This is a genomic window from Chryseobacterium sp. CG10_8, from assembly GCF_058117085.1.
Genome location: NZ_JBYVEB010000033.1, coordinates 1 through 18,936, shown reverse-complemented (window position 1 = coordinate 18,936; position 18,936 = coordinate 1). Strand labels below are relative to the sequence as shown.

Genomic DNA, 18,936 nt, shown 5'->3' with positions numbered 1-18,936 from the left:
TAAAACCAATCTAATATTCCAACTAAAGACCACAACAATGAAAATAGAATACGCCATCCTCATCAAGAACAAAACCCGCCTCGAAATGTTGGTGGAACGTTTCAACACCCAAGCGCAGGCGAAGTTCTATATCGAAAGTTCGGGAGGAGATTTTGAAGAATATGTTACGGAACACGACCGTTTTCATCAATCTTTCATGAAAGTTCAAACTCAACTTTCAAAAATTTTGAAAAATAAAATTGTTGAAAGAGATTTTCTCCCATCCTATATTTTTTCCGAAAATCAATTGATTGTTGTGGTGGGTCAGGATGGTTTGGTTGCCAATGTTTCCAAATACTCCAAAGGGATTCCGATGATTGCGGTTAATCCAGATGAGGAGAGGTACGATGGTGTTTTGTTACCTTTTAATTCGGATAATTTTATCAAAGGAGTACAGTCGGTAATCAATGATAGTTTCAAACATCGTAAAATGAAATTTGCTGAGGTGACACTTAACGATGGACAACGTCTTTTGGCGGTTAACGATTTGTTTGTTGGTGTTTCTTCGCACAGTTCGGCGCGATATAAAATCTTGGTAAACGGAAAAGAAGAGCAACATTCTTCCAGCGGAATTATTATTTCCACCAAAACAGGAAGTACAGGTTGGTTGAGTTCTATTTTCAATATGGCTTTTGGGATTTTAGGCGTTCCTAACGAAAAATATCCAAAACTGAATGAAAATGATTTGTATTTTGCAGTGAGAGAACCCTTTAAAAGCAAAAAATCTCAAGCAGGAATTTGTGGTGGCCTCATTAAAAAAGGACAACAATTGGTGGTAGAATCTATAATGCCTAATAACGGATTTATTTTCAGTGATGGGATTGAACAAGATTTTCTACACTTTAATTCCGGTGCTGTTGCCACCATCAAATTATCCGACCAAGAAGCCGTTTTGGTGCTGAATTAAAAAAAAATGGAATCACACAAATAAAAAAGCTTTTAATCTCAGATTAAAAGCCTTTTTTATTTGAATAGATATTATCTCGGCAACCCTTTTTTCAGAGCTTCATTAGCACGTTTGATGGCGAGGCCTTCCTTCCAGTCCATGTATTTGCTTTTATAACGTCTTTTCATGAAGTTATCAAAATTTCTTTGTACCGTAAGGTTCCAAAGAGAGTGCGCTTTAACTGCCCAAGATTTGTCCCAAGCACGAAGAGAAATAGAAAAACTTCCGTCCAAGTATTTCATCCAATGCCACCATCCTGTTGGCATAAATAAGGTATCACCATGTTCCAGAAAACATTCGATTCCTTCCACGCCATCTAAAGCTGGGAATTTTTCGAAATCAGGATTAGAAATGTCAAAATCTTCTAGTGAGTAAGTAGCATAAGGAATCTGATATAGACGTTCTTTCCATTTGTAATCAAATAATAAAATGTGCTTTCTCCCATTGAAATGAGTATGGAAAATATGAGCCATATCGATATCAAAATGCAAGAAGGTTACAGATCCTTTTCCACCAAAAAACATATTAGGATATTTATCCAAAAAACCACCCATTAATTCTTTTGGGAAAACGTAATCTTCTAGTAGGGAAGGAGCAAATTTAATTGGGTCAAATAGGAAAATTCTTAAATCTGTTGGTTCACGGTCAATGAGGTCGATATAATCCGTAAACTTCATTTTTGCAGCAGAAGCATTAATTGGAGCAGAAGGATCAGCTTTGGACGAATCATACAGAGGAACTTCCACGTCTCCAACTACTTGCTTCATGTAATCGAGGTTCCATTTTTTATAAGCAGGCCACTTGCGAGCCATATTCTTGATGACAACTGGTTTTCCGGGCTTAAGATATTTCTCGAAAAAATCCTCTTGGCTAATGTCATTAACGACATCAATTGGTTTTAGGTTAAGTCCCATTATTCATTAGTTTTAAATAGCAAAATTATTACTTTTTTTATAAAATCTAAAATTGTAGCAGATAAAGAAATAGGTAAAATTGTTGTGCGTTTAAAAAAGATGGTTTTCTTCTTTTGGGACTAAAAAAATTTCTCATAAAATGCTATCTTTGTCCTAATGGCGACGAAGGCACTTTTCAATTCTGTGGTTAACTGGTTTATTAAGAGAAGAATAGACCAGATAGAACAATTTATTCATTATCCGATTGATACTCAGAACGGAATTCTATTTTCTAATCTGTTTCAAGCGGAAGACACAGAGTATGGTAAGTTGCATGGCTTCAGTTCGATATCTAGTTATGAGCATTTTAAGAACAATGTTCCCATAGTTTCTTATGAACAATTCGAACCGTACATTGAAAAAGCAAGACAGGGGAAATCAGATGTTTTTTGGCCAGGAGTGATCCGACAATTTGCAAAATCGTCAGGCACAACTAATGCGAAAAGCAAATTCATCCCTATTTCTGAGGAAAGTCTTCATGACTGTCATTTCAAGGCAGGTAAAGATTTAGTTTCAATATATGTGAACAATCATCCAGAAAATCAACTATTTGCCTATAAAAACCTCCGTTTGGGAGGAAGTGCAGAAATGTATGCTGAGTTCAACACTAAGTTTGGTGACCTTTCTGCGATTTTAATAGAAAATTTGCCTTTTTGGGTTGAGATTACCACAACACCAAGCCGAAAAGTTTCGTTAATGGGAGAATGGGAAGCGAAGCTTAAGGCTATCGTTTCGGAAGTAAAAAATGCGGAAGTTGGAAGTTTAACTGGTGTACCAAGTTGGATGATGGTGTTATTGCAGCGAGTTCTTAATGAGACGGGGAAGGAATCTATTTCTGAGGTTTGGCCAAGTTTGGAGGTTTTCTTTCATGGAGGAATTAGCTTCAAGCCTTATAAAGAACTATACAAAAACGTCATTGGAAGTAATATCAATTATTACGAAATCTACAATGCTTCTGAAGGCTTCTTCGGTATTCAGGATCAGAGTAATAGCGATGAGTTGTTGTTAATGCTAGATTACGGAATTTTTTACGAATTTATCCCTATCGAGGATTTGCAAAAAGAGCATCCGAGAACCTATACTTTGGAGAATGTCGAATTGGGCAAAAACTATGCTTTGGTGATTAGTACCAATGGTGGACTTTGGAGGTATATGATTGGGGATACTGTGTATTTTACTTCTTTGAATCCATTCCGAATAAAAATTTCTGGAAGAACAAAGCACTACATTAATGCTTTTGGTGAAGAGCTCATGATTGATAATGTTGAAGCAGCCCTGTCTAAGGCTTGTGAAGCAACAGAAGCCATGATATCTGATTATACGGGAGCACCGATTTTTATGGTAGGGAAGGAGAGTGGCGCCCATGAATGGATTTTTGAATTTTCAAAAGAACCTACAGATTTTGAGCAGTTTATAAATCTTTTTGACGAAGAATTAAAACGCATCAACTCCGATTACGAAGCGAAGCGATATAATGATATGACTCTGAAAAAGCCGGTAGTTCATAAAGCCAAAGAAAAACTGTTTTATCGATGGATGGAGTCTAGAGGCAAACTTGGAGGGCAAAACAAAGTTCCAAGGCTAAGTAATGACCGAGAGTATATTGATGTCCTCTTGGAAATGAATAACGGTTTGTAGTGGTAGGGATGCTTATTCTGACGTTGTTGTAGGCTCAGTTGTTGGTTTTTTCTCCTCTTCTTTTTTAGCTTTTTCTTCAGACTTCTTTTTTTCCTCTTCCTCTTTCTTCTTTTTCTCTTGTTCTAGACGAAGTTTTTCCTGTTCGATAATAGCATTTTTGACAGAATCTTGGTAAGCTACTGACGATTGTTTGATTTGTCTTGCCACGTCAACCGAAGCTGCCCCATCCGAGAAGGAATCGATCGCTGTGGTGTCATATGGAACCGTAGCATAATCACTTTCTGGTTCTGGTTGAACATTTCGGTTTTTATTACAAGCTGTTGTTAAAATCAAACCAAGTAAAAGTATGTAGGTAAAATGTTTCATTTTTTGGGAATTTCTAATTGTACAACAACGGGATAATGGTCAGAAAATTTTACAGTCCGATCAACTTTATAACTACTGCTTTTAATGTCTTTTGACACCCAAACATAATCAATTCTTATAGGGAATTTAAAATCATGGAACGAGGTTGCGCTTCCGTTTCCGCTTTCAACAAAGGTATCTTTTAATAATTTATTAAACTGAAAATATTCGTAAGAATTAGGAACCGAATTGAAGTCTCCAGTAACAATTACGGGATAAGGGGAGTTCTTGATATAAGGGAGAATGGTTTTGATTTCCTCTTCATGTGTTTTGAAATTTTTCGTCATTAGACGAATAAGCCGCTTGTATTTTTGTTCGTTTTCAGTTAATTCATCACTTGGTTTCACCATGTCTTTTAAGACAAAGAATGAGTTAAGATAGATGTTAATTACGCGGATTTTTTTACCATTGATATTAACATCTATGAAATTTGCGCTTCCCTTATTTTGTTCACCAGGTTTAATTATTATTTCATGTTTTTCAATTGGGAACCTACTAAACGAATTAACTATTTCTGATTCGGTTTCAGAAAACAAATACGGTTTCTTTAGTTGTAGTTGTTTGTAACCCGCTTCTTGGAAGAGAAGAAGATCATAATGAGATGATGATTCCAAAGAATCTACTTTATCGTTAGATCTTCCATATCCGTTCTTTATATTGAATGTCAGTAGCGTCATATTCTCTTTGCCTTCTTTATCAAAAGAAAAATTCACCCATCTTCTGGTTGGATTAATAAGAGGCAGGGAACAAATGATGAAAAAGGTTACCCTTTTTTTCTTTCTTTTAGCGGCCCAGAATAGCAGTAAAATAACGTGAATTGGCATTAAGATTGGGAAGGCTAAAGCCAAGAAATTAAAGTAGGGAAAAACGCTTGGCGGGACTACCTTGTTAAGCAGTACCATCAATAAAAGCCCCATAATAATAACATGGGAAAAGAGTAAAAAAAATCTGATTAACCTCATTAACTACTAATTAATCCTGTATCGATTTTTTTTCCAGTATCTGGCCATTAAGAATCCGACAACGGCTCCTCCAACATGGGCAAAATGAGCTACTCCTCCAACTTGTCCACTAAAACCCAAATATATTGAGCCAAAAACAATAAGAGGAAGCAAATATTTAGCCTTTATCGGAAAGGGAATAAATAAGAAAATCAGCTTCGCATCTGGAAATAGTGTAGCAAAAGCTGCAACAACACCAAATATTGCTCCTGACGCACCAAGCATCGGTGTTCTTAATGATGCATACAACTGTTGAGATAGCTGTATTCCTTCATTTGTTGGAGCAGTGATGGTTAAGCTTCCGGTATAATTAATATTGGCTTTATGATAGATTTCAGCAACATTAATTCCGAGAGATTCTAATGCATTTGTAATAGTCTGAACTTCATAAAAATTCCAAATGTTAAATAGAATAAATGCTCCTAACCCACTAATAAAGTATAAAAGTGTGAATTTTCGTTCTCCCAAAGTTCTTTCTAAAACAGGTCCAAAACTATACAAGGTAAACATATTGAAAAGAATATGGGTGACCCCATAACCGCCAGCAAAAGGGGCGTGCATGAACATGTGTGTTAGAACTTGCCAGTAGTGAAAGTTGGGAGAGAAAGGGTAGAACGCCGAAAGAATATTATAAAGGTCATAATTTCCCAAAGGCAGGAAATTGGCGATCAGATAGACAACTACATTAATGATGATTATTGCTTTCGTAACTGGAGTTAGTTGTTGGTTCATAGTTTTTAAAATTTGTTTTTCAGTTCTTCCAAAGGAAGTTCATAATAGCATCGTTTCCCGTTCGGCAAAAACTCGGGGAAGCCTATATCGGAGAAGTCTTTAATAACTTGCTCTGCATCATATTTATATATAAAATCAAATCGTGACTTACTCTGCATCTTATTCCACTGATGCTGATAAAACATCATGAATTCCTCCTCTGTCTTATACTCCAATATTTCGAAGAGATTTTCTAGAAATAAGAGAACCTTTGTTTCTTTTAATCCTTCTGGAATAGCATCTATCCGAAGCACGTTTTCGTGTGCAATCTTCATGTCGAAGCCCAACTCAGGCAAGTACTTTTTGATGGACTTGTACTTTTGCTTTTCGATTTCATTCATGTGGTATTCCATCGAGAATAAGAGCGCTTGACTTTTGCTGGTCTTTGTTTTTTCTTTGTTTCTCTCAGAAATAATCAATCTGCTCATTCGACCAAGATCCAACATCAAGCTTTTTCCATTGCGATTCATTAGCCAATATCCATTAGGAAGCCTCATGAGATCTTCATCGAAATCTTCATCTTCAAAGAGATTAATTTTTGAAGGTTCGGCGGAGATATTATGATGGTAGTCGTGAGCAAAGCTTTGCGTATCAACCGGTTTTTGATCAATTTCTTCAGCAAAAGGATTATAATCGCGACTCACCGTAATTTCTGGCATTTTGATAGGAGCTGATTTCTTCGATGATTGCTGGAAGAAAGCCTCAATATTAGGATCTTTATCAAAGTCCAAACTTGGCGCTACATTATAGATTCCCAAAGCTTTTTTGATGGTAGATCGAAATAAAGCAAAAATCAAATGGTCGTCTTCAAATTTCACCTCCGTTTTTTGAGGGTGGATATTGACGTCTATTTTGTCGGGATCTAATTCGAGATAGAGGAAATAGGAGGGATTATATCCTGGTAAAAGTAACCCTTCAAACGCTTCTTGAATAGCTTTGTTAAAATAAGCACTTTTAAAAAATCTGCCGTTAACAAAAAAGAATTGTTCTCCTCTTGTTTTCTTAGCTCCTTCCGGTTTTGCAACAAAACCGTTAAGCTGAATCCAGCCCATATCTTCTTTAATTGGAACCAAAAGAGGTTGTAATTTGCGACCAAAGATATCAACGATACGTTGCATCTGATTCCCTTTTCTAAGTTGAAAAATAACTTCATCATCTTGATAAAAGGAAAATCCTACATTCTCGTGGGCTAATGCCACTCTTTGAAATTCGTCAATAATGTGTCGGAATTCGACTGTATCTTTCTTAAGAAATTTTCTTCTTGCTGGAACGTTATAAAATAAGTTTTTAACCTGAAAATTAGAACCTTCCGAGGTTTGTATTGGCTCTTGAAACTGCAATTCGCCTCCCTCTATGTAGATGTTACTTCCTACTTTGGCGTCATGTTTTTTTGTTTTCAGATCTACTTGAGCTACTGCGGCAATAGAAGCCAAAGCTTCACCACGAAATCCTTTGGTAGAAATATGGAAAATATCATCAGTAGTTCTAATTTTGGAGGTAGCATGTCTTTCGAAGGCCATTCTAGCATCAGTTTCTGACATTCCCACCCCATTGTCAACGACTTGGATTAGATTTTTTCCTGCATCTCGTATCATCAACTGGATTTCCGTAGCACCAGCGTCAATAGCATTTTCTAACAGCTCCTTAACAATAGAAGCTGGTCTTTGTACTACCTCGCCAGCCGCAATTTGGTTGGCTACGTGATCAGGAAGAAGTTGAATGATATCTGACATATTCAAAATAATTACAAAAGTAAAGAATTGTAGCAGGATTAAAAACTTTATGAAGAATATCCGCTAAAGAAAAAAAGGAAATCCTAAAGATGAATCCTTTTTCGCAGGGACTTGAGTATCCTTTTAGGATTAAGTATATATGCTAGCCTAACTGAGTTAGGCTGATATTGGCAAAAAAAATCCACGCTCTGCAACAACTAAAACTATCAAAATGTTATTGCGGGTGAGCGTGGAGAAAATAGACTTATGTGTCTTGGTGTTTGATTGCTTTCTATGAGGATTAGGTAATTGCTTACCTGGTTTTGACACTAATTTATTATCATTTAATCTATTTTTCTAATTTATGTGAACAATCTAAATTTAATATAATTGAAGGGTTTTTCTTGGTGGTTCGAAATTGGGAATCCTTTCTCTTTTAAAGATTTTCAACAAGTCCCATTTTGGTTGGTGGATAAAGTTGATGTCTAAAAAATTGCCGTCTGCTGTAAGGATATGTAAGCCAGTCACGAACTGTTTTTTATCAATGATGACCGATTGTACCATCTGATGTTTGCTAAGGTAGCTAGAGATAGACTCTATACTCTCTTTGCCAATCAATAAATCAATACTTGATTCTTGTGATTGACTAGCGTACAAGTCAGAGAATTTTACGGTTGCATATTTTTCTTTTTTTACGAAGTCGAAAAAATCAGAAACGATGGTCGATTTGTTCTCGCTTGTTTCTTCCACGAAGTGGTTAAGCGCTTCATTCCACACAGCAAATAGTCGATAGATTCCTGAGTTCCAGTTTTCTTCTATGGTATATACCTGCAGTGACTGTAGTATGTTGATAATCAAATAATATTTTAACAATTGATGAAGTTCCTTTTCTTTAAAGTTAAAGGTAATTCCGTTTTTATCTAGAATCTCAGCATAGATTTCTTTCCAGCTCTTTTTTTCAGCCAGTGCACCATTTTGAATGATGAAATGGAAGAAGTCATAGCCTTTTGGAAGATAAGAAGAGGCGTTTTCCCAATTAACTACTGACAATACTTTCTTGTCCGTTATATAGGTATTTCTGCTCGTAAAATCGCCATGTGAGAAGACGAGTTCAACTTGGTCAGTATCTTCCACCGTGCTAATAAGAACTCTCAATTTTCTGACCATTCCGTCAGGTAAACGTTTGTCAGCTATTTTCGAAAATTTCTTATTCAGATCTTTAAACAAAGTCCAGTTTGCTATATCAGTTGTGCCTTGAGCTACTCTACTCATTTCGAAAAGGGTATAGACGTGGAGGTAAGTTATTTTGTTCCAGTGCTTTCCGTTTTCTGAAACATCGCTCACTTTTATTACTTCTTCATCTACTTCTTCGACCTCTGGAATTTCTAAATAATGTCTGGTTTTGTTGTTAAGGAGTGAAATAATCTCTAGTTCTGTTCCATTACTCTTTTTATCTTCTTCCGAGACTGAAATCTTGTAAAAGAATCTATCGGTGAACATCATTAGCTTATGCTGAGTTCCTGCAGGCTTGGAAAAGAGTGCCCATTCTGAATTAATTTCAAAGAAAGGCTTTTCCTTAGTCTGTTGTACGTAGAGTGTTTTTGACTTGAAGAATAAATCTTGTAGGCCAAGAAAAAACACCAATTGTACCCAAGCCTGAAAGAATTTTCCTTTGAATCCATTAGGTATGTAGAATTTCAAAAAGAGGGCTTTCGCATTTTTAGCATTCCATATCCAACGTGGACTTCCGTCAGGATTGTTGATGTACTGTATACGTAACTTGTTATAATCGTGTTGTTGTTCTTCGGATATATTTAATCCTAAAATCTCAAATATAGTTTTCATAACGAGATATTTGATTGGAGTATTAGGAATTTTAAGCCAAAACATCTAACTGTTTGATTTGTAGATGTATAAGTTTTTGTCACATTTAAAAAAGAGTCCATATTTTGGAAACGATGTATATTTTGGAACAACGGTTGAGGGAATTGCGCTACTCCAGTTAAAACTGAAGTCGGTGAAGTTAGCATGGTTAGCGCTTTGAGAGCGAAATAGATATCCTATAAATCGTCCATGTAATGATAGCAAAAAGATGAAAAAAATAGAGTATATTTTGAAATTTAGTTTTTATTTTTAATCAATACAAAGCAACGGAACGTCTTGGAGAAGGGAGATTCTGGATGTTTCGCATTTTTTTAATTTTTAAATCATAGAAAAAACGGACGTCCATTTTTTGGAATAAAAGAATAGGTTTTGATCTCCATTTTTTGGCGTTTTAATTTTTGATTTTTATTAGTTTAGAAAAGACTGTTGAGGCGAGTAAAAGATGATTTGTACTATTTTTAGCGCTATGAAGGAAGGGGATAGGCGTTTTCAATATCTCAAATAGCCTAAACACTAAAATACCCTAGAAAATGAGCTCTAGGGTAATTACTGTATTATGAAAAAAATCTTGTTTCTACTTTTTAAAAAAATGGCGACATGTTGTTATTGGTGATAGAAAAATAAAAAAAACACAAAAAAGTACTACCACTGCAAACTATGTCGCCAAGTTTTTAATATTCCTCGAAGGGAATAATTTGATTTTTATCAAGTATCGATTAAAATCAATTTTTGTTGTAACCTCATTAAAGGACACAAAAATGGCGACACCTTGCTCCCTGCGATAGAGAATAAAAAAAACACAAAAAAGTACTATCGCAATTAACCATGTCGCCATGTTATTCTTACATATACAATCCTTGTTAGAAATGATCTTAATTTTAATTAATTTTTAAAGTTTTTTATCTTTTTAACCTTCCTCTAGGCGTTCTAAAAAATGGCGACAAATCGTTCACAGCTATAGAAAATAAAAAAACACAAAAAAAGGACTATCGCTACAAACCATGTCGCCATGATTTTTATATGGAAGAAAAGTCTTACAATCCATATTTGAAATTTCCCCAAGAACCACCATTGCTGTTCTTATCGTTTCTGAATTCTAAAAGGATCTTCTCTATCCGTTCTATTGTTTCTTGTAATCTTTTACAAGCTAACTTGTTTTTAACTATATAATCAAACGCTCCGTGTTTCATTGATTCCGCTGCAACATTGGCATCCTCCTGGCCTGAAATCATGATGACGTAGATATTAGGATTGATTCGCTTTATTTTATTAAGAACCTCTAATCCTGTAATTTCATGTAATCCATGATCCAAAATTATAATATCGGGATTTAGGTGAAGATGGTCTAGACATTCTTTTCCGTCGTTGAATGCTGTTATATCTTCGTATCCGATATTTTTCAAATATTGCTCATATACATTAATTATAAAGACATCATCGTCTACTATAAAAAACTTGAATTTAGTTTTTTGTTTCACTGAGTGTTGTTTTTTTCAAATTCAGTATAACAGAAATAAGACCAAAATGCAAGATGTTGATAGTCAACTCGTTTTATTTTGCCAAAAATCCAAAAATTGGAAATAAATCCAAAAATCGGATGAAATAGAGTTTTTATTTTAGTTCTTTTTTGAGCTGTAGAATTACTTTTTTTAGAGTTTTCTCGATTTTTAAATAACTGGAAAACAAGGAAATGTGATCAGGGTTGTCTTCTTTTGCTTCTTTTTCCACAAATCTAACGTCATCCATGATGTCGCTTATGCCAAGATTATCGATGCTGGGCTTCATTTTGTGGATGAGTTTAGAAATTTCTAGGTAATCATGAGTTTTGAAAAGGGACTGTATTTCTGGAAGAATAGACTCTGTCTGATCGATAAAAATGGAAAGCATTTTCTTTACAAAATCTTCATTACCGCGGCTTAGATTTCTTATCGAACTAAGATTATAAAGTTGATTGGATTCGCCGTTTTGTTGTTGGTTTGTGTTTTCCCTTTTGCCAAAGTGTCGATAATCTCCTTTTGCATACCGCTGCAGAGATTCCATTAATATTTCTTCTGTGAAAGGCTTGGTAATGTAATCATCCATTCCCGCAGCTTTGCATTTTTCGATTTCTGATCGGAAGGCATTGGCTGTCAACGCTATGATAGGAGTGTCCAATTTGTATTGCTCTCTTAGGATTTTTGTGGTCTCGATACCATCTAGTTCGGGCATTTGGATGTCCATTAAGATGACATCAAATGTTTTGTTTTTAAGAATCTCAATGGCTTCATTGCCGTCTTCCGCCTCGGTTACAACGCAATTGAAGTTTTGCAAAGTATTATTGGCAACCATACGATTGAGTTCATTATCTTCCACCAATAAAATTTTGATTCCTTCTAGAGAGTTGTTTTGGGTGAGTTCTTGTTTTTGGATATCTGCTTTGAAATCTTTTTCTAAAGTCAAAACAATATCTATTGTCGTTCCTTTGTTTTTTTCGCTTTCGATTTCAATAGAGCCTTTCATCAACTTAACCAACTCGTTGGTAATGGCCATTCCAAGACCTGTTCCACCAAATCTTCTTGCAATGGTTTCGTCTTCCTGATAGAATTTTTTGAATATTTTATCGATGAAATCCTTATTCATCCCAATACCTGTATCGGAAACAGATATTTTTATCTTTTGCTCATTAGAGCGGTTTTCAATTAGACTACAAGAAACTGTTATCTTTCCTTCGTTAATAAATTTCAACGAATTTCCTATGAGGTTGAAAAGAATTTGTTCGATTTTCAACGCGTCTCCAAGAAATGAACTAGAGACGGAATCATCGCACATGGATATTAATTTTATCTTTTTCTGTTCGACTTTCGGGTGGAGAATCGCGATTACATTTTTGATGCTTTGCTGTAGCGAGAATTCCTTGTGCGCCAAAGCCATTTCTCCCGCTTCGATTTTTGATATATCTAAAATGTTATTAATAATAGAAAGCAAATGTTGAGAAGCAATTGAGGAGTTTTCCACATATTTTGCCTGAAGGTCTGTGAGTTGCTGTCTAGAAAGTTCTCTCAAAAATCCGATAATTGCATTGAGTGGAGTTCGTATTTCATGACTCATATTGGCCAAGAAAGCTTCTTTGGCCCTTGAAGCTTCTTGAGCTTTTTCTTTTTCTTTTTTGTATTCCTCTTGAAGTCTTTTCTGCTCGGTGATGTCCAAATGGATTCCGATAGACCCAATAAGGTTTCCTTTATCATCATAATTAGGAGCACCACTTATTACCCACCATCTTAACTCTCCTCTTTTGTTCTTGACAGGTAGTTGAAACTGACTTGAAATACCATTGCTTCTGAGCTCAATCTGATGATTAAGAATCGCCTGATTGTTCTCGTGGCTCACGAATAAATCAGCTGGTTTTTTACCTAAGATTTCATCTAGGTTAAAGCCTGACACGTCACAAAAACTTTGATTTGCATACAGAATGGTTTCATCTGTGTCTACTTCAAGAAGTCCAAGATTCATGTTGGCAATAATATTACGGTATTTTTCTTCCTGAATTTTAAGATTGTTTTCTGCTTTTTTACGTATTGAGATATCTTGGATGAAGGAGCAGAAGAATGTTTTGCCATCCTGTTCGATAGGTATAATCGATATTTCTGTTGGAAATTCTTCACCGCTTTTTTTGATTGCAGGCATCTCCATTTGCTGATTGAGGATGGCACTTTTTCTATTTTCTAGAAATCTTTCTAGACCCTTTTCGTGGGCTTCTTTATAGCGTTCAGGAATAATTGTTTCTGATAGTTTTTTTCCAAGGACTTCCTCTTTTTTCCAACCAAAAATTATTTCAGAACTTTTGTTCCAAAAAGTAATTTTCCCCTTGCAATCTATATTGATAATGGCGTTAATTGCAGAGCCCATTATTAATCGATTTCGCTCTTCACTTTGTTCGAGCAATTGTTGGGTAATTACCCTTGTCGTGATGTCGTTATACTTCCAAAGGTGACCTCTGTAGTAGGAATCAATAAAAATTGGAATGTAATCTCTTTCAAAAAAACGCCCGTCTTTGGTCTCTAGAAGCTCATTGGTGACAATTACTTTATTCTTTAAGCTGGTATCAATTTTTTGTATAAAATTATCCTCATCAACAAAGTGATTTTTAGCTTCTTCAGCAAAATTACTGCAGTCAACTCCTTCCAAATCACTTGCAAAACTAGGAATCTGAAACATTTTGCAAAATAAATCATTAGAGAAAAGGATTTTGCGGTTTTCGTCTTCAACGAGGATCCCATATTGTAGATTCGCCAAAAGTGTTTTGAGGAGTTCTACCGTTCTTGTCAACTTGCTCTCCATGGAGAATCTTTGCTGTGCATTGGCTACAACATTAGCAAATAATGTTAAAAGCTCGGCTTCAATCTTACTATACTCGTATTTTCTTTTAACAGAGTCAAAACCAGCAAAGCCGACACATTTTCCACGCTGCATCATGGGAACGACCAGTAAACTTTGGATATCCTGAGAAGAAAGAATCTCTTTGAGATTACCATCTTCTAGTGCGGAAACGTCGGCAATATTAATATGTTCACCAGCAATAGTGGTCTCCACCCACTCTGGAATGACATCTAAAGGGAGATTTTGGAGTTCATCAATTTGAGGAGTTACTCCTTCTGCACAATATTCGTAGGTGTTACGACAGATGCCCATTTCGAAATTATAATCAAATATATAGGCTCTGTCAGCACCAACATATTCTGCAAGTTCTTGAAGGGAAGCGTCGATACCAGAACTGATTTCTTCAAAAGGAATACTGATGTATTCAGAAGAAATATGCATCAAAAGCCTCTGAAACAAGAACTGTTTGTTGAGCTCGTCTTCTACAGCTTTTCTTTTACTAATCTGTGCAGAAAAGTACTCTGCTAATTCTTCTAGATTTTCGGACTGGAAAGACTTAAGGTCCTTGTCAAGTGTACGTAAGGAAGAGTAAAGTTTTGAGATGGAGTTTTGTTTTTGCTCGTTTTCTCTATGTAAATCTTTTAGTAAATCTTGATACTCTTCTTCGCTCTGATCAAAGGCATGATTCATCAACTCCTTATCTCTTTCAAAAGACACATAGGATTCATTAATAGCATTAAGAAAAGGTTGAAATTTTGGATCCTGAGAATAGCCTTCAGGTAATAATTTCTGAATTTGCTTGGACAACAGCTTATGGATTTCCATGGTCAGATAATTTCGTTAATACCAGTAATAGTGATGGTTTGGTTATGAAGCTCACTGTTCTCAAAAGGAAGATTTGGACTAATTTCTCCATAGGAGTAGAAACCAACAATTGCAGTATTTTGCCCGAAAACATCCACAATAGTGTCTACTTCTTCTGAAGTTCTGTTACCAAGAATAATCCTTCTTCCAACACAGCTCACTAATATAGAAAGTTTTGGTGGAACCGGCTCTATATCTAGACAATGTTGTGCAGCAATGTTTGCTGCATCAATTAGAATGTCGAGATTGGCCTTCATGAAACGAACTTTGCTGCCTTCTGGAATCTCGCCAGCAAAGACCATTTTATTTTCTACTTCGTCAATGGACAAAATAGTTCTCACAACCGATGATTTTTCTTTCTCTAGCTTAAGTGATAGTGGAAAAAGTAGCGCAGAACCAGGTAATTGTTCGGCATATTTCCCTAAATATTTTTTATAAAGTGTAATTACGTTTTTGCCATCTATTTCGTACAGACAATTTCCAATGGATTTGGTGACTGTTTTTTCCATTCCAAAACCTTCCCAACCACCAGAAACGGCGTGAGAAATTCGCAAATTATCGCCATAGAACCCGAAGGCAACGATGTTTCCAGATTCTGGAACTTTATTTAAGCCAACGACCGTTTTCTCAAATGCGATTCCGTCTCCTGCAAGACCACCAGATACCAAAACGTGGTAAGGACGAACCAAATTAATACCTTTCACTAGTTCGCTTCCATTGACGCTGCTTCCATCGGATATTACAAAAATCCATTTGAGGTCTCTATCAATTAGTTTCTCTATGAGTGCTTTTCCCGCATCCGAACTATTGTTAAAGTCTTTGATGTTGACTTCTGCGGCTTTTGTTGTTGAAGATTGAAATTTGAGTGCTGTAACCGTAACAGAGTTTGTAAAAACTTCTTTGCGAAATATTTCTCCTGAAGAGGAAGATAGAGAGATGTTAGCTTTTGGAAACAAAGATTTGAGTTTATCATAAAACTCTTCTGTGAGTAGATTTCTGTCACCAAAACCAATAACGAGTTCTGCTTCTTTGTAATCCAAAGAATCGGGATTGGACGTCTTTGTCCATACTCCTTGTTCGTATAACAGTTTAGCAACCTTCATTGTTTACAATTCTTCTTTTCTCTCGTTCAACAGATTATATATGGTTGATTTTCCTATATCTAAAATTTTAGCAGTCTTAAGGACGTTGTTATTATTTTTTTTGAGGTAGTGCAAAATGATTTCGTCTGTATGATTTTTCAGTGTTTTTTCACCAGAGAAAAACAGTTCATCCTTATTTGCGATAGGGTTAAAGTTAATATCCTCAGGAAGAATTATATTGTCATCTGCCATTACACAAGCCAAGTCGATAACGGACTTCAGCTCTCTCACATTTCCAGGAAATGGATATTTCATCAATTTGGTTTTAGACTCAGGAGAGAGTGTTTTAGACTTCATTTTGTTCTCTTTTGCAAAAAGATCCATAAAATGTTTTGCCAAAAGAAGAACATCTTGTTCTCTTTCTCTCAATGGAGGAAGGTCAATCGGCAATCCAACAATTCTGTAGTAAAGATCCTCTCGAAAGGTCCCTTTTTTGACTTCTTCCGCAAGAATTTTATGAGTTGCAATAATTAGTCGAGCATCGAATTTAATTTTCTCTGTTCCACCCAGCCTGGTGATTTCTCTCTCTTGCAGTGCTCTTAGCAGCTTGCTTTGGAGATTGATATCCAGTTCTGCAATTTCATCCAAAAATAAGGTTCCTTTATTTGCTTGCTCAAATTTACCAATACTTCTACTGTCAGCACCTGTAAAGGCTCCTTTCTCATACCCAAAGAATTCGCTTTCAACTAAATCTTTTGGTATTGCGGCCATATTAACCGCCACGAAAGGTTTGGTTTTTCGGTCAGAGTTGAAGTGGATAGCCTTTGCCACAACTTCTTTACCCGTTCCTGTTTCTCCAGTGATGGACACATTAATATTGGTTTTGACGGCTTTGCTGATTTTCTTAAAAACCTCTTTCAGCGTTTGGCTTTGTCCAATAATGGTGTTTTCGAACGTGTATTTTTTCTCAAGTTCTTCTTTCAGTTCTTCAACTTCATTTTTTAATGAAATATTTTCATTGAGCTTGATTAGGCTATTCCAAAGTAACTCTTTGGTGTGGTCGCCTTTTACAATATAATCATGAGCTCCTGACTTGAGGAAATTAATTGCCACTTCTATATCTTCTTGCCCGCTGATTACAATCAAATGAGTTTTGGGATTAATTTCTTTCAATCTTTTGAAAAGGACATCTCCTCTCATATCTGGCAGACCGAAATCTATACAAATCACATCTGGATTAAGATACAGATGCGACAGACAGTCTTTGGCGTTATTAAATAGGTGAATATCGTAATCATCATTAAGAGAAAGATGATACTTTAAGAGTTCACCAAAAAATGGATCGTCCTCAACTATGAATATTTTTAGTGCTTTCATTACAAATAGAACCTGTAAACAAATATATTAAATATTATGAGATAAAAATTTTAAGTCTTAAGTTACATTTTAGGACCTGATTTTCACGATAGAAGAGTTCAAAATCCTATTTGGAAAGGGAAAATATTTGCAAAAGGATTGTATATTTGAAAGACTAATATCTGTAATATTCTTCTTTTTTGGGAATAAGTAAAAAATTTATACATAAAAGGGATGGGTTATTACAGTAGGATTTAGTCTAAATTTAAAAAAAAAGAAAAAACAGGAATGTCAAAGAAAATGATAATTGAATGTCCAGATTGCTGCGAGAAAATGAGCGTTCCCGTTGGTAAGCATATTATGTTCACTTGTCCCAAGTGCAATAGAGCTTTTGAGATGGATGATCGGACTGAAGAGGAAAAGCAGAAATCAGAAGAAGAGAATCAACGAGAAGACTCATCTATTATAAGGATTACGATTAATGTCTTAAGCTGGATTTTGGCGATACCCGTTTTTCTTCTTTGCTACAAGACTATCCCTGATCTCAACTGGATATTTCATTTGGATCGAATTCTACTTGGACTTAGCATTTTGTTAATCATTAGGCTGGTTCTTAAAAAATTCAAATTTCTAGTCATGGGAGCCTTTCTCATTGGAATAGCCGTGCTTTCTTATGGTAGTTTTTTTGGGGAAAGTTTTGGATTTGGTCGCGTTTATGAAGATTACAAGGCGATGTTATATACTATGGCTAATAATCCTCAGCAAGTGAGCCTTGCAGAAGAAGTGTTAGCTCCCTTCCGAAATAAGTCTGAGATTGAAAAATCAATTGATTACGAGAATCCTGTTGTTAGAAATTATGCGCTTTCTCTAACTAAAGAGTTTCAGCCGTATACCAAGGAGTATTTTGATTATCATACGACCATTCAGAGTTTTGCAATTTTCAAAGAAATCAAGTCCAAATGGAATTATGTTAGTGACCCAAAAAGTAGAGAGTATTATGCGAAGGCAAGCGAATCTATTCAGCATCTTTCGGGTGATTGCGATGACTATTCGATTTTGATGGCAGCGTGTATCAAATCTGTAGGAGGTGTTCCGAGGTTGGTTCACACCACGGGACATCTTTATCCCGAATTATTGATAGGAAAAAAAGATGACTTAGATGTTGTCAACTTTATTATTAGAACCAAGTTATTCGAAAAGGAAAGCAAAGGACAAGATCTTCATTATCATATCGATGAAGAAGGTAATATTTGGCTAAATATGGATTATACAGCCAAGTATCCTGGCGGAAAATTTATGTCTGAAGATGTCCTTGGGATTTTGAGGTTGGAGTAATCTGTTCTTTCTGCGTTTTTTGATGAAAATTAAAAAAAATTTCCATTACTTAGTAACTTGCGTTTTTTCTCTACTTTAACGATTATGTAAGTGGAAGAATGCTTTTAAACTTACCTAGTTGTAAAATTCTATGAAATATGAAAGCGCATTATTTTATCTTGTTAATATTATTTCTGTTTTCGTGTCAGAAAAATAAGCAAAATGATGAATTTTTAGAGATTTTCAAGAAGGAAGACTTAACGTTTAATAGAAATAGAGGAGCCAATCTTGACGGTAGTTTAGTTGATATATCTGATGTAAATGTTGGGCGTTTTCAGGCGTTTTTATTCTTAAAAAGTACAGATTATCCCGAGAAAATAATAATTGTAAACGCAGATCAACTATATACACTTTATCAAAAAAGTTATGGAAATAAATTTGAGAATTATTCTGATTTTTTATACGATGCCCTTAACTATAAAATAAGTATTCCTCCATCCAATGTAGACAAACAAAGTGTTGTTGACTTAGATGTTAATCTAATTGCAGAATATGAGAAAAATGGATTTAGATATATTCTGGACAAGTATACCTATTCTGGCGACAAAGAAATAT

The 18,936-nt window shown here is 35.4% G+C and carries 14 protein-coding genes; 4 read left to right on the top strand and 10 right to left on the bottom strand.

The features are described from left to right. Nucleotides 1-37 precede the first annotated feature (37 nt). Nucleotides 38-946: an NAD(+)/NADH kinase gene (locus AC4AGG_RS07425; protein ID WP_489771360.1), complete on the top strand. Its 909-nt coding sequence runs from the start codon at nucleotides 38-40 to the stop codon at nucleotides 944-946. A 71-nt stretch (nucleotides 947-1,017) separates the two neighbouring features. Here the strand turns inward: AC4AGG_RS07425 and AC4AGG_RS07420 are convergent, their stop codons facing one another. Beyond that, nucleotides 1,018-1,899 carry a cupin-like domain-containing protein gene (locus AC4AGG_RS07420; protein WP_489771359.1) on the bottom strand — a complete coding sequence of 294 codons (882 nt, stop codon included), beginning with the start codon at nucleotides 1,897-1,899 and terminating at the stop codon, nucleotides 1,018-1,020. A 156-nt stretch (nucleotides 1,900-2,055) separates the two neighbouring features. Here AC4AGG_RS07420 and AC4AGG_RS07415 point away from each other — a divergent pair, with 156 nt between their 5' ends. After that, nucleotides 2,056-3,576 (top strand): GH3 auxin-responsive promoter family protein, encoded by a 1,521-nt coding sequence (locus tag AC4AGG_RS07415; protein ID WP_489771358.1) that lies wholly within the window; start codon nucleotides 2,056-2,058, stop codon nucleotides 3,574-3,576. Between the two features lie 12 nt (nucleotides 3,577-3,588). Here AC4AGG_RS07415 and AC4AGG_RS07410 read toward each other — a convergent pair whose 3' ends face one another. The 9 genes from AC4AGG_RS07410 to AC4AGG_RS07370 all read right to left on the bottom strand — a co-directional run bounded on the left by AC4AGG_RS07410 (nucleotide 3,589) and on the right by AC4AGG_RS07370 (nucleotide 17,028). Continuing rightward, nucleotides 3,589-3,942: a hypothetical protein gene (locus AC4AGG_RS07410; protein WP_489771357.1), complete on the bottom strand. Its 354-nt coding sequence runs from the start codon at nucleotides 3,940-3,942 to the stop codon at nucleotides 3,589-3,591. Next, entirely contained in the window at nucleotides 3,939-4,943 is a 1,005-nt protein-coding gene (locus AC4AGG_RS07405) for an endonuclease/exonuclease/phosphatase family protein (protein ID WP_489771356.1), read from the bottom strand. Before AC4AGG_RS07405 ends, AC4AGG_RS07410 begins: the two co-directional genes overlap by 4 nt. 6 nt (nucleotides 4,944-4,949) lie before the next feature. Continuing rightward, entirely contained in the window at nucleotides 4,950-5,714 is a 765-nt protein-coding gene (locus AC4AGG_RS07400) for a rhomboid family intramembrane serine protease (protein WP_489771355.1), read from the bottom strand. Between the two features lie 5 nt (nucleotides 5,715-5,719). Beyond that, nucleotides 5,720-7,486 (bottom strand): DNA mismatch repair endonuclease MutL, encoded by a 1,767-nt coding sequence (gene mutL / locus AC4AGG_RS07395; RefSeq protein WP_489771354.1) that lies wholly within the window; start codon nucleotides 7,484-7,486, stop codon nucleotides 5,720-5,722. Nucleotides 7,487-7,846: 360 nt separating this feature from the next. Continuing rightward, a complete protein-coding gene (locus tag AC4AGG_RS07390) occupies nucleotides 7,847-9,310 on the bottom strand; it encodes a hypothetical protein (protein ID WP_489771353.1) in 1,464 nt (487 codons plus the stop codon). Nucleotides 9,311-10,383: 1,073 nt separating this feature from the next. Then, nucleotides 10,384-10,827 (bottom strand): response regulator, encoded by a 444-nt coding sequence (locus tag AC4AGG_RS07385; protein WP_489771352.1) that lies wholly within the window; start codon nucleotides 10,825-10,827, stop codon nucleotides 10,384-10,386. Nucleotides 10,828-10,960: 133 nt separating this feature from the next. Beyond that, nucleotides 10,961-14,530 carry a PAS domain S-box protein gene (locus tag AC4AGG_RS07380; protein ID WP_489771351.1) on the bottom strand — a complete coding sequence of 1,190 codons (3,570 nt, stop codon included), beginning with the start codon at nucleotides 14,528-14,530 and terminating at the stop codon, nucleotides 10,961-10,963. Nucleotides 14,531-14,532: 2 nt separating this feature from the next. Then, entirely contained in the window at nucleotides 14,533-15,672 is a 1,140-nt protein-coding gene (locus tag AC4AGG_RS07375) for an FIST signal transduction protein (RefSeq protein WP_489771350.1), read from the bottom strand. 3 nt (nucleotides 15,673-15,675) lie between these two features. Further along, nucleotides 15,676-17,028: a sigma-54-dependent transcriptional regulator gene (locus AC4AGG_RS07370; protein ID WP_489771349.1), complete on the bottom strand. Its 1,353-nt coding sequence runs from the start codon at nucleotides 17,026-17,028 to the stop codon at nucleotides 15,676-15,678. A 267-nt stretch (nucleotides 17,029-17,295) separates the two neighbouring features. On the opposite strand from AC4AGG_RS07370, the gene AC4AGG_RS07365 reads away from it, so the two are divergent. Beyond that, nucleotides 17,296-18,342 carry a transglutaminase domain-containing protein gene (locus AC4AGG_RS07365; RefSeq protein WP_489771348.1) on the top strand — a complete coding sequence of 349 codons (1,047 nt, stop codon included), beginning with the start codon at nucleotides 17,296-17,298 and terminating at the stop codon, nucleotides 18,340-18,342. A 137-nt stretch (nucleotides 18,343-18,479) separates the two neighbouring features. Then, the coding region (locus AC4AGG_RS07360) for a hypothetical protein (protein WP_489771347.1) at nucleotides 18,480-18,936 on the top strand (457 nt) is incomplete at its 3' end.